This is a genomic window from Amycolatopsis sp. 3B14 (genome assembly GCF_050958625.1).
Lineage (GTDB): Bacteria > Actinomycetota > Actinomycetes > Mycobacteriales > Pseudonocardiaceae > Amycolatopsis_E > Amycolatopsis_E thermoflava.
The window spans coordinates 22,840-34,979 of sequence record NZ_JBHZEN010000087.1; the positions used below are offsets into that span (position 1 = coordinate 22,840).

The 12,140-nt window shown below is 73.4% G+C and carries 7 protein-coding genes; 2 read left to right on the plus strand and 5 right to left on the minus strand.

Going from position 1 to position 12,140, the window contains the following annotated elements; genetic code table 11:
• The first annotated feature begins 2 nt into the window (after window positions 1–2).
• A complete protein-coding gene (locus ACCP09_RS36815) occupies window positions 3–1,292 on the plus strand; it encodes a sensor histidine kinase (RefSeq protein WP_433753538.1) in 1,290 nt (429 codons plus the stop codon).
• A gap of 49 nt (window positions 1,293–1,341) precedes the next feature.
• Window positions 1,342–1,584 carry a hypothetical protein gene (locus ACCP09_RS36820; RefSeq protein ID WP_027933199.1) on the plus strand — a complete coding sequence of 81 codons (243 nt, stop codon included), beginning with the start codon at window positions 1,342–1,344 and terminating at the stop codon, window positions 1,582–1,584.
• On the opposite strand, the gene ACCP09_RS36825 is transcribed toward ACCP09_RS36820, so the two are convergent.
• The 5 genes from ACCP09_RS36825 to ACCP09_RS36845 all read right to left on the minus strand — a co-directional run.
• Window positions 1,581–3,416: a TNT domain-containing protein gene (locus ACCP09_RS36825; RefSeq protein WP_433753546.1), complete on the minus strand. Its 1,836-nt coding sequence runs from the start codon at window positions 3,414–3,416 to the stop codon at window positions 1,581–1,583. The two genes, ACCP09_RS36820 and ACCP09_RS36825, sit on opposite strands and share 4 nt — an antisense overlap.
• 49 nt (window positions 3,417–3,465) lie before the next feature.
• Entirely contained in the window at window positions 3,466–5,235 is a 1,770-nt protein-coding gene (locus ACCP09_RS36830) for a hypothetical protein (protein WP_433753540.1), read from the minus strand.
• Window positions 5,202–7,253: a YrhB domain-containing protein gene (locus ACCP09_RS36835; protein WP_433753542.1), complete on the minus strand. Its 2,052-nt coding sequence runs from the start codon at window positions 7,251–7,253 to the stop codon at window positions 5,202–5,204. The genes ACCP09_RS36830 and ACCP09_RS36835 overlap by 34 nt, the downstream gene beginning before the upstream one ends.
• Window positions 7,253–8,761, minus strand: coding sequence for a TNT domain-containing protein (locus ACCP09_RS36840; RefSeq protein ID WP_433753548.1), 1,509 nt, complete (start codon window positions 8,759–8,761; stop codon window positions 7,253–7,255). The genes ACCP09_RS36835 and ACCP09_RS36840 overlap by 1 nt, the downstream gene beginning before the upstream one ends.
• Before the next feature lie 28 nt (window positions 8,762–8,789).
• Window positions 8,790–12,140 (minus strand): toxin glutamine deamidase domain-containing protein (locus ACCP09_RS36845; RefSeq protein ID WP_433753544.1); only part of this gene is annotated, 3,351 nt, incomplete at its 5' end.

The window sequence follows — 12,140 nt, forward strand, 5'->3', positions numbered from 1 at the left end:
TGATGTCCCCACCGCGAGCGGCGAGCTACCTGGGCACCCTGCTGCGGCGGGGCGCGCCCGCGATGGCCGGCGCGACCGGCGGCCTGGACGACGAGGTCGCCGACCCGGCGCCGGTGTCCCCGCTCGCGCGGATGCGGCGCATGGCGGGGCCGGTCGACCTCGCGGCGCAGGACAACCTGCTGCTCCGCGCCACCCGGTACGTCGCGATGGTTCCGCTGGTCTACCGCGTGCTGGCGGTGGCCGGGGCGCTGGTGGCGTTCCTCGCCGGCGACCACGGTGGCGTGGCGCCGGTGGTGGCGGTCGCGGTGTGCTCGATCGCGTTGAACCTGTACGGGCTGCGCTGGCTGTTCCGGTCGACGCCGTTCCACGGCGGGGGCGCGGTGCGGCTGCTGGTGCTCGACGTGGTGTGCACGGTCGCGGCCAACCTGGTGGTTGCGGCGACGGTGCCCGCACCGGCCTTCGCGGCCGCGATGCAGGTGCCGGGCAAGCACCTGCTCGGCGGGGTGGCGTTGCTGACCCTCGCGCTGGGAGTCGGGTTCGGGCTGGGGCTGACGGTGCTGAGCGTGCCGCTCGCCGGGGCCGCGTGGTGGCTCAACAGCGGCGTGTTCAACGTGAAACAAGCCTTCGCCGGGGTCGGCACGATCGTCGGCGTCCTGGTGACAGCGACCGGGGCGCTGGTGCTGCTCGGCCTCGGCACCCGGCTGGCGCTGGCGTACGGGATCAGGCACGGCCGCGAGGCGGAGCGCGCGCGGCAGCACCGGATGCTGCACGACACAGTGCTGCAGACGCTGGAGACGATCGCCCTGCCGGGCTCCGGCAGCAGCGAACACCAGCTCAGCGAGATGCGACGGCTGGCCCGCGCGCAGGCGATCGAGGTGCGGCAGGCCATCGAGGGTGCGGAAGGCAGCGGCCCCCTCGGCGAGAAACTGGCGGCCCTGGCGGCGGAAATGGCCCGCGACGGCCTGCGCGCCCAGCTGGTCATGGCGGAGCTCGACCCGGACACCCTGACGGAAGTCCGGCAGGTCGCCATCCGCGACGCGGCGCGTGAGGCGCTGCGGAACACGCTGAAGCACTCGGGAACCGACCGGGTCGTCGTCCGGGCCGAGGAACGGGACGGCGGAGTGGCGGTGGTGATCCGCGACCACGGCGCCGGCTTCGACGAGGCGGACCGCCCGCCGGGCTTCGGAATCAGCGAGTCGATCACGGCGCGCCTGGCGGAAGCCGGTGGCCAGGCGCGGGTCGAGTCGAGCCCGGGCAGCGGAACTCGCGTGACGCTCTGGATGCCGCGGTAGGCCGCGTTCCCGAGACGGGTCACACGCCGGGGATCAATAGCGTGCGCGCATGGACATCCCACCCGTGGAAGAAGCAGACCTCGTCGCCAAGGCGATTCACCGCGCGAACCTCGCGCGAGCGGAAGCCGCGGCCGCGAAGGAGATGGTGCGGGACGAGTTGCCGAGAGCGATCGAAGGGCGAGTGAGGATCGACGCCGGCGTGGCCCGCCTCGAGCGCAAGATCGACGAGGGCCTTGTCTCGATCGCAACCGAACTGGCGCGGATCGTCGCGTTGCTGAAGCTCCGCGGCTAAAGCCGCTCCAACCCGCCCGTCTCGACGTGGTGCCCGACGGGGTGCGGCAGGAAGTACGCCACCGCCCCGCCGGGCATCGCTCCCCAGGGTTGGGTCACGCCGGTCAACACGCGCACCGGCCGTGCCACCCGGTACAGCGCCCGCTGCACCTCCCGCTCCGGCAGCAGCGACGTCTCCGGGAACCGCGCCGTCTCGTCGTGCACCAGGTTGCCCGCCTCGGGCCCGAACCGCACCAGCGTCGTGCCGACGGGCAGCGTGATCAGCCGCTTCGCTCGGTAGAACGTCAGCGGCGGCTCGCCCCGCTGCGGCGTGATCGGCCAGTCGCCCTCGTCGTCGACCACCCGCACCGGGTACAGCAGCAGCGATCCGAGCAGGAACCGCGCCGCCTCCTCGACCCGCGCGAACGCCGCAGGCTCCGCGCCGTCCGGGCCGGTGACCTCCCAGCTCGACTCAGTCCGCTGCAGGCTCCACGCCCCCTCGGCCCGTGAACCGATCCGGTACGCCGAGGCCGCGATCCCGTACTCCGCCAGCCGCCGCTCCAGGACCGTCAGCACCTCCGACGCCCGCAACCCGTACGGCGGGTCGCCGCCGCGGTCGATGAGCGTGACCGCGTCCACTTCACCCGCGTCGGGCTGCGGCGGCAGCGGCCTGCCCAGCAGCTCCGCCTCCGCGGCGGCGAGCAGGTGCGCAGGCACGGTCGGCGCCCGGTAGCCCTGCGCCCGCACGTGCTCGACCAGCTCCGGCTGCGGCGGCAGACCGTATTTCCGCAGGTAGTGCGGCACCGCGGCGGCCCAGATCCACGTGCCGTCGGTGTGGAACGCGTCGGGCACGTCCGGCTGCGCCGTCGGCGCGAACAGGTCCGGCAGCCGGTTCGGCCTGGCCACCGCGACCGGCGCCCGGTACAGGTAGTCGAACAACGCGCGGGCCTCGTCCGGCGGCAGGGCCTGCCGGTTGACCACGGGTGGTTCACCGGGCCCGTCGACGACCGCGGCGTGCCGGAACGCCGCGTCCACCGGCAGCCCGGCCTTCGCCGCGAGCCAGTCCGGGACCTGCTTCCGGTCGCGTGGGAAGTGCTCCAGCTCAGCCTCGTAGGCGCGGGCGGTCGGCCTGCCCGCGGGCGACTGGCGCCAGTTCGGCTCGGCGGACGAGTCGTAGTCGAACGTGAACTCGGCGGGCGCGACCAGCGTCAGCGTGCCCTTGAACCACGTCCCGGCGCCCGGCTGGTACATCGCGGCCCGCAGGTCGCCGAACAGCTGCCCGAGCCGCGGCGAAGCGGGCAACGACACCGACTCGCCCTCGCCCGCGGCGCGGACCTCGATCTCCGCGTAGTCCCCGACCTGCCGGAACTGGGCGGCGATCCGCTCCCAGCCGTCGGGCACGACGTCGCGCAGCAGCCGCGCGATCTCCCGCACCAGCTCCTGCGGATCCCCGGCCCCGAGCTGCCGCACGCCGGCGGCGAAGTCGTGCCGCTCCTGCCAGATCGCGGTGATCTCGGCCTCGGTGGCTTCGACGGCGAAGTCGTGCAGGCCGAGCTGCCGCGCGCGCGTCTCGTCGGTGCCGTTCCAGCGCAGCGTCAGCCCCTCGCCGGGGGCGACGCGGTAGATGTCGTCGTCGAACAGGCAGTGCGTCTGCAGGCTGAAGGTCGCGGTGACCTCGGCCTCCGGCAGCACCTTCGCCGGCCGCCCGTCGAATTCCTGGTCGAAGTCGGCGGGCGCGTCCTCGCCGGGCGGCGTCACGAGCAGGACGGTGCCGTCCGCGCTGGAGCGTTGCGCCGGGAAGACGCGCCCCTGCCACACGGCGTACAGCCCGTCAGGGCGCTCCGCCAACTCCACTCGGTACCGCACGACTTCCCCCTGCGTCCGGAAAACGGGCCCGTCAAACTTAGCCGGGCGGGTACCGGCGCGCCCAGTCCTCCTGCAGTGACCGGCTGCGCGTGACGCCGTACAGGTTGAAGTGCAGGTAGATGTCGTTGGCGATGTTGTCCAGCAGCCCCAGCGGTGTCAGCGCCCCGACCAGGTCCGCGGGCAGGCCGGGGACGCCGAGCCGGGCGCCGGCCAGCGCCCCGGTGAGCGCGGCGGTGAGCGGTGGTTCGGCCGATTGCTGTCCGGCGGCCTGGATCGCGGCGAACGGATCGTGCTGCCGCTTGGCGGTGGCGAACACGGCGCGCCCGGCCACCGCGAGCGGGCTCGCGGGGTCGCCAAGCGTCTCGATCTGCTCGGTGTCCGGGATGTCGCGGCCGTCGCGCATCGCGAGGACGATCGCCGCGATCTCGTCGAACGGCGTCTGCCCGGACTTCCGCAGCTCACCCAGGACGGCGTGGAACGGCCACGGCGGCTCGCCGTTGACCAGCACCTTCGTGAGCAACCGCACCACCAGCTCGATCGCGGTGGCGGCCTCGTCGTCCGCGCCGGTCAGGGCCCGCGCGACGGACATCTGGTACGGCAGCCCGGCGTTCTCGAGTTCAAGGCCCGCGGTCATGGTCGCGGCGAGCACGGCGGTCAGCGGGTTCGGCGGCGCTTCCGGGCCGTCGCCGAGCGCGACCGAGAGCCAGCTGTCGGGCTTCGGCGCAGGCGGGAACCCCTCGGGCACGTCGCCGGTGAGGGTCATGAACGGCAGGCCGCGCATGACGGCTTCGGTGTGCCGGAGGGCCTGCCGGGTCATCGGGCCGAGCACGTCGCCGTTCCCGAGGGCGAGGCACTCCCCGACCGCGAACCCGACGTAGGCGCCGACGACGCGGTGCCAGGCGAACAGCCCCGAGGGTGTGCCGGCGTCCTGGAACTTGCCCAGCGTCCACGGCCTCGGTTCGGGCTGCCCGGTGTTGTCGTAGTGGTTGATCAGCCCGGCCCCGGCGAGATCGGCAGGCCACTCGACCGGCCGGCCGTCGTGGCGCAGCCGCAGGTTGCGCACCCACAGGGCGTACGCGCGCGCGTAGCGCTCGCATTCGTCGGCGCTGAGCTCGTACCCGTTCTTCCTGGCCCAGCCGCCGACCGCGCGGAGCCGCTGCGTGACGAGGTCGCCGAGCCCGGACTCGGCGGCCAGCTCCGCGATCCGCGGAGAAACCTCGGGCGCGACCTCGTCGACATATCGACCCGGCTCCGGTCCGCCCCCGTTGATCTCCTCCGCCAGATCGACCGCCAGGGACAGGGCGTGCCCGGAGTCCAGGTCCAGCCGGGTCTCCCCCGCGCCCGGCCGCAGCAGGTCGCGGGGCCGGATCCGGCGCCACCGGTGCACACCGGCCGGGATCGTGCGTGTGGAGGTGTAGGCGGGGACGACGACCTGGCCGTCCCGCGTGCTGTTGCGGACCGGCTCGCCATCCGCGCCCAGCGGAACCAGGACCTCGCAGTCCAGCAACAGCCTGCGCATGGTCGGCCCGTCGATCCAGCCGACGCGGTGCATGGCCATCAGCCTCCCCGCCGGGGTGGTGGCCTTCGGGCTGCCGAACCACTCCGGACCGGGCCGGTGCGCGGGGTTTTCCCGGACGTTGCCGGTCGGCTGCTCGCGCTCGTCGACCTCGATCCACCGTACGATCGCCGGCTCCGGCGTGCCGAGCCCCGGGAACTCGTTGCGCCGGAACTCGGGGTCCGTGACGGCCTTCCAGTCGGTGAAGCGCTGAGCCGTCACGGCCGGATCGCCGGATAGCGCCGAAGCCATCGCTGTCCTTCCTCCCCCTCCGGGATCCCCTCGAACCGCCGGGCGACGTCCGTGACGACCCGCTCGATCAGCGGTTTGAGTTCGAGCTGGTCCACCCACTTCTGCGGCAGGTCGGGCACGCCGTTGCGCGCGCCGACCAGCGCGCCGGCGATCGCCCCGGTCAGCGCGCTGCGGCCGGAGTGGTTCACCGCGCGCAGCAGCGCGACCTCGGGGTTGTTCTCGAACCCGCTCACCGCGGCGAGCGCGCGCCCGAGGACGGACGCCGTGTCGTGGCCGTCACCGATCTCCTCGGGCTCTGGCAGGTGGTACAGGCCCTGCTCCGGGATGGCGATCAGGGACCGCGCGGCCAGCTCACGCACCTGGTCCCAGTGCTCTCCCTCGCGGCCGGCCAGCACCGGGCCCGCCGACACCCACAGCGCCGGGCTGAAGGCGCGGTCCAGCCCCCGTTCCAGCAGCAGCCCGAGGAAGACGGCAAACGTCACCTCGTCTTCGCCGGACTCGGGCAGCGCGCTGAAGGCGCGGACGGCATCTTCCGACGCGCCGAACGGCACCTCACCGGGCCCGCCGATGGTCAGCACACCGGGCAGGGCGCCGAGCAGGATCGTCGGCCCGGACCGGAGGTCAGCCGGGTCCGGGTCGCGCACCGAGTGCAGTTCGCGCAGGTGCGGCAGCCACCCTTCGATGCCCGGCACCGTCTCGCCCTGCGTGTGCGACCAGCGGGACATCGCCTCGGGAACCGCTGCCGAACCGCCGCGCAGGAAGGCCTCGGTGAGGAACAGCAGGCGCTGGGTGAGCGGGCCGACCGGACCGGGCTCGGTCCCATCCGCCGAGTTGCCCAGCGCTTCGCCGAGCGCGAAGCCGACGTACGCGCCGAGCAACCGCTGCCAGCTGAAGTTCGTGTCCTGGCCGACGTCGGCGAACTTGCCGAACGAGTCCACCCGCAACACCGGTTCGCCGTTGTCGTCGTACCCGCGGGTGAGGCCGAACGCGGCGGGGTCGTACGGGGGTCGCGGCGGCAGCGCCATGCCCATGCGCCGCACCCAGGACCGCCCGGTGACCACCCGGTAGCACTCGTCCGCGGTGAGCTCGAAGCCGTGGGCGCGGGCGCTGTCACCCGCGTCGACCGGCGGCTCCACCGGCTCGGGCAGCCCGATCCGCGCCGCGGTGTCGGCGGCCCAGCGCGTCAGGTCCGCCGAGGCCTCCACGCATTCGCCGGTGACCTCGATCTTGTCGCTGTACCGGGGGAACTCGGCGTGCGCCGCGCGGATCTCCTCGGTGGTGACCTCGACCGGGAGCTGCCACGGGCCGTGGATGACCAGGTCGGCTTCCGGCACGTGGGACAGCAGGGTCACCGGGTCCAGCCAGAACCACTCGCGGCTGCCCGGCGGGAAGAAGCGCGTCGACGTCCACAGCTCCACCGTGCGACGACCGTCCTTCGTGGACTGGTGGCGTACCCGGCCGCCGGACACCGGCACCAGCACGCTCTCCTCGAGCAGGCCGATGACGAACTTCCGCTGGTCCAGCCAGCCGATGTGGCGGAACTCGACGAGGTGGTCGAGCGCGGTCCACGGCATCGGGTAGCCACGCCGGCTCGGCCCCGTCCGGTACTCGGGGTTCGGGCGGAACTCGCCGGTGTCCGTGCCGTCCGGCAGGTAGCGCTGCCAGCCCGTGATCGCGGCGAGCGGCACGCCGAGGCGGCCGAGGCCGGAGGTGGCGTACTCGGGGTCGATCACCTCGGCCCAGTGGTCGCGGCCCGGGTACTGGGCGGGGATGCTGAAGCCACCGCTGACCGGCGACGCGTGGCGCAGGTCGCCTTCCGGGTCGCGCACGATCAGCGCGGGCGGCGGGATGATCTGCTCGCCGAGGTCGCCGCCGTCGAGGTAGGCGGTGGAGTTGTAGGGGACGTGCCAGCCTTCCGGGCGCCGCACGAGGTTCGCCTGGTCGGCGCGCAGGCCGGCGCCGGGGTGGACTTCGTGCAGCCACTCCTCGACCTTCGCGACCGCTTCTGCCGCTTCCACTACTCGATCCTTTCCAGGCTAGCGTCCGCCACGTGCTCGGTCAGCGGTTTCGGCAGGACGTACGCGACACCGCCCCCGGGCAGGTTCGCCCAGGGGATCGCGATGCCGGTCACGACCGCGAGGCTGCGCCGGAGCCGGTAGCGCCGCTCCTCGCGGTCCCGCTCGATGGGCAGCGAGGTCGCGGGGAACCGGGTTTCGTCGTGGTGGACCAGGTTGCCGGTCTCGTCGCCGAAGCGCTGCACGACCGTGGCCGCGGGCAGCCGGATCAGGCGCTTGTTGCGCAGCAGCGTCAGCGGCGGGTCGCCCTCGGCGGGCTGGATCGGCCAGTCGGCGAGTTCGGCCGAGGTCTCCAGCGGCGTCTCGGCGCCGCCCGTGGTCCGCGCCGGGTGCAGCAGCAGGGCGCCGAGCAGGTGCTGCGCCGCGTCCTCGGCGCGCTCGAAGTACTGCGGGCGCACCGGCACCCCACCGGCGTAGCGCGCGACCTCCCAGCCGCGGTCGGTCGGGTTGAGGCACCACGCGCCGTCTGCCCGCGACGCCAGCCGGTAGGCCGCGGGCCAGATGCCGTGCTCGGCCAGCCGCTGCGCCAGCACCACCAGCAATGCCGGGTCCTCCAGCGCCGGATCGGTGCGGGTCTCAAGTTCGGACGCGATGTCCCCGGTGGTCGGCAGCGCCTCGCCCGGATCGGCTTTCGGACGGGACCGGCCGAGCAGGTCGGCCGCCGCGGTGCGCCGGGTGAGCTTGTCGACGTAGGGCGGCTGGAAGTCCTGGTCCCGGATGTGCGTGAGGAAGTCCGGTTCCGGTGGCGTGCCGTACTTGCGCAGGTAGTGCGGCACCGACGCGTGCCAGATCCACGCGCCGTCGGTGTGGTAGCTCTCCGGCACGTCGGATTCGGTGCCGCCGCTGAAGATGTCCGGCCCTAGCCCGCTGCCGACCAGGACCGCGGGCTGGCGTTCGAGGTATCGCAGGAGCGCGGGCACCTCGTCCTCGGGCACCGGCGGACGGCCCATGACGGGAGCGGCGCCGTCCTCGTACGTGTCGACCACGCGGGCGTGCCGGAACTTGACGCCGAGCGGCAGGCCGGCGGCGCGGCGCCACCAGTCCGGCAGGTGCTCCGGATCACGGGGAAACGCTTTCAATTCGGCTGCGAGCGCGGCGGGCAGGTCGTCCGGGGGCGTCCGCCACCAGGGCGCGGTCGTGGTGCTGACGTCGAGGTCGAACTCACCGGACGGGTGCAGCGCGTAGCGGGCCTGCAGCCAGGCGCCGACGCCCGGCTCGTACATGGCCTCCCGCAGTTCGGCGAACACCTCGGCCAGCTCGCCCGACGCCGGGTAGGTCCGGCCGGAGCCGCTCGTGAACGCGATCGGCTCCAGCTCGGCGTGGTCACCGACCTGCCGGAAGTGCAGCTCGATCCGTTCCCATCCGGACGGCGCGTCGGCCCTGGCGAGCGTGCCGATGCGCACGAGCAACGGACGGTGCGGCTCCATGATCGCCGTCGCCTCCCTGCCCATCTCCGTAGTGCCGCTCACTGTAACCAGCTCACGCGAGGATGGAGGTGCACGGGAAACCAGCGGGCTGCGCCTCCCACATGCCGAACGTGCGCCGCTGCACCGACTCGATGAAGGACTCCTCCTGTGCGGTGAGCGCCCGGCCCTCTTCCTTGGCCTGCTTGCGCATCCCGTCGACGGTGGCGTAGAGCGCGAACAACGGTCCCTCGCCGCGGAGGTAGAAGGCGCGCTCCCGTTCGGTCTCCGCGATGAACTCCGCCTCGGTCAGCGAGCGGAAGTTCGACGGCAGCTCGTCCTGCAGGACCTTCTCCAGGTGCGTGCTGTTCTCCTCGAACTGGCCCGTGCGGACGTTGAGCAGGAAGCCGGTGAGGTTGCCGTCGCCGTCCCGGTCGACCTTGTAGGTCTTGTTGAAGCACTTGAAGTACTGCGGGGTCGGCACCTCGGCCGCTTCCTCGACCAGGGGTTGCTGGGGTCCGTCGAGCTTCCGGTGCCTGCCACCCCGGGACGCGCCGCCTGTGGCGCCCGGCCCGGCCATGCCGGGCATCGGGGGCATCATGCTCACCGCGCCGACCGTGCCGTCCGAGGTGCGCACCTGCATGTCCAGGCCGCCGCCCTCGGCGAGGCGGTCGTCGGCGGCGAGGACCTCCAGGCCGGGGGTGCCGGCGAGCCGCGCGGCCGCGCGGTAGGCGTCGTCCGCACTGCCGACCTGCAATCCCGCCGAGGCCAGCCCCGTCAGGCGGGAGGCATCACCGTCGAAGCCGGCGAGGTTCCGCTGGAGCTCGTCCCAGCTGGGCGAGGACGCGGGGATGGCGGTGCCCCCGACCGCGTTGGCGATCCCGCCCAGCGCGGAGTCCAGCTCCTGCCGCGCGGCGGCGGCCCGCTCCAGCTGGTCGCGCAGGTAGGCGTCGGAGTACGCGGGGTCGGCCGCGCGCGAGGGGTCGAAGCCGGGCTGCAGCTGGTCGCCGATGCCGCCGGGCGGGAAGCCCGCCGGGAACCCTCCGCCTGCGGGCGGGAAGCCGGGCTGCTGGGGCCGCTCGGGCGGCGGCTGGTGCTCGGCCGGTGACCTGAAGTCGGCCTGGACGTGGTCCGGGATGTTCGGCATCGGCAGCTGCTCGTCCCAGGCTTCCTCGACCACCGGGATCGCGTCCGGATAGGTGATCAGGTTGACGAGGAGGCCCAGGTTGGTGAGCAGCAGCCGCCGGAAGCCCGGGTTGTTGTCGACGGCGTCGCGGAGCTCGGGGTGCTCGTCCAGCAGGCGCTGGAAGGCGTCGTCGATCCGCATGGTCTGCCCATCGACGACGACGGTGTCATCCCCGGGGGCCAGATCGTCGGCGGTCCGGTTTTCGTCCGGTTCGTCCCCGCGCCGCTCCGGTTCGGCGGACGTGTCGTCGCGCGGGCGTTCCGGTTCGGCCGGTGTCTCGTCGCGGGTGCGTTCCGGTTCGGCTGGCGTCTCGTCGCGCGGACCTTCCGGCTCTGTCGATGCCTCGTCGCGGGACGGTTCCGGCTCGGCGTGGGCGTCGTCGCGGGGCCGTTCAGGCGCGGCTGTGGTCTCGGCGTGGCCGCGTTCTGGCTGGGCGTGGGCGTCGTCGCGGGGCCGCTCGGGTTGCGCCGATGCCTCCTCGCGGGCGCGTGCGGGCTCGGCGGCGGTGTCGTCGCGCGGACGCTCGGATTCGGCCGGTGTCCCGTCGCGGGGCTGTTCCGGTTCCGCCGGTGTCTCGTCACGTCGAAGCTCCGGAATCTCCCGGCCCTCGCGGCCCGGAAGCCCGTCTTCCGGAAGGTCCGCCGCCCGGCCAGGCACCTGCGGATGTTGCGGCCCGACAGGCAAGTCCGGCGCCGTGACCTGCGACGAGTGCCCATAGGCCACCCGCGGATCAACCGGAGCCTGCGGCGATTGTGTGTAAGCCACGCGCGGGTCAACGGGCGCCTGGCCCTGGTGCACCGGCTGTTGCTGGACCGGCTGCTGCTGGACCGGCGGTTGCGGCGGCTGCTGCACGGGCGGCTGCTGCTGGACCGGGGGTTGCGGCGGCTGCTGGACGGGCGCCTGCTGCTGGACGGGCGGTTGCGGCGGCTGCTGCACGGGCGCCTGCTGGTGCACCGGGGGTTGCGGCGGCTGCTGCACCGGCGGCTGCTGGTGGACCGGGGGTTGCGGCGGCTGCTGCACCGGCGGCTGCTGGTGCACCGGGGGTTGCGGCGGCTGCTGCACCGGCGGCTGCTGCTGGACGGGCGGTTGCGGCGGCTGCTGCACGGGCGCCTGCTGCTGGACGGGCGGTTGCGGCGGCTGCTGCACGGGCGGCTGCTGCTGGACGGGCGGTTGCGGCGGCTGCTGCACGGGCGGCTGCTGATGCACGGGCGCCTGCTGGTGCACCGGCGAGACCGGCCCCACCGTGACCGGCGTGGTCGGCGTCGGCGAGCCGTGCTGCAACGGCGTCGTCGGTGTGTGGTGGACCTGCGGGATCAGCTGCACCGGCGTGTTCGGCACGTGCGGGGCAGGCGTGTGCGGCGCCTGCGACTGCCCGTACGGCAACGCCATCTGCGGGTTCGCCGCGATCCCGTTGCTCGTGGCGAGCGACCCGAACGGCAGGAGGCTAACGCTCGTCGGCTTGGTCGGCAGCTTCATCAGCCCGCCGTTCTGGGGGTCGATGAACGCGACGCCTTCGGGCGTGTTCACCGCCAGGGCCACGTGCGCGGCGTCAGTACCGTCCGGCTGCTTGAACGACACGTAGATCACGCTGTGGTCGCCGTGCGGCATGTTCGAAACGTGGGCGATCGCGTTGTCGTACGTGCCGATCCCGTGCACCCACTTGGCGCCGAGCTGGTTCTCCAGCCACTTCATCCGGTCGAACGCGCCGAGGTCCTTCGGCAGGACCGGATCCGCCTGCGAGTCGATCCCGACGAGCCGCTGCGCGTAGGCCACGACGCAGCGGGTGCAGTTGTGCCAGTAGCCCTTGTCGACAGCGTTCGGCACGTTGCGGTTCGGGTTGACGTTCGGCAGCTCCGGGTGCCGCGCCGCGACGTAGGCGCCCTCGTGCGGGCCGGTCGTGCCGGCGTGGATGGCGGGCAGGTTGTGCAACCCCGGGGTCGTGCCGGCCATGTTCGACCAGGGCGCCGGCTGGTTTTGCACCAGCGGCACGCCCTGGTGGGCCAGCGGGCCGGGGTGCTGCTGGAACGGCCCCTGCTGCTGGTGCCAGCCGTGCTGCTGGGGCGGCGGTGCGGACTGCTGGTAGGGGTTGTGCACCGGCGGCTGCTGGTGCGGCGCGCCCTGCTGGTACTGCCCGTGCTGGACCGGCGGCCCCTGGTTCGGGTGTGTGGGTGCGGGCTGCTGGTAGGGGTTGTGGGGAACCGGTCCCTGCTGGTGGGGCCAGCCGGGGTGGGCCGGGGGGGG

What these genes read in the sequence shown, in the direction of transcription:
- ACCP09_RS36815 (WP_433753538.1), top strand. Translation starts at nt 3, where the DNA reads ATGTCCCCACCGCGAGCGGCGAGCTACCTGGGCACCCTGCTGCGGCGG.
- ACCP09_RS36820 (WP_027933199.1), top strand. Translation starts at nt 1,342, where the DNA reads ATGGACATCCCACCCGTGGAAGAAGCAGACCTCGTCGCCAAGGCGATT.
- ACCP09_RS36830 (WP_433753540.1), bottom strand. Translation starts at nt 5,235, where the DNA reads ATGGCTTCGGCGCTATCCGGCGATCCGGCCGTGACGGCTCAGCGCTTC.
- ACCP09_RS36840 (WP_433753548.1), bottom strand. Translation starts at nt 8,761, where the DNA reads ATGGGCAGGGAGGCGACGGCGATCATGGAGCCGCACCGTCCGTTGCTC.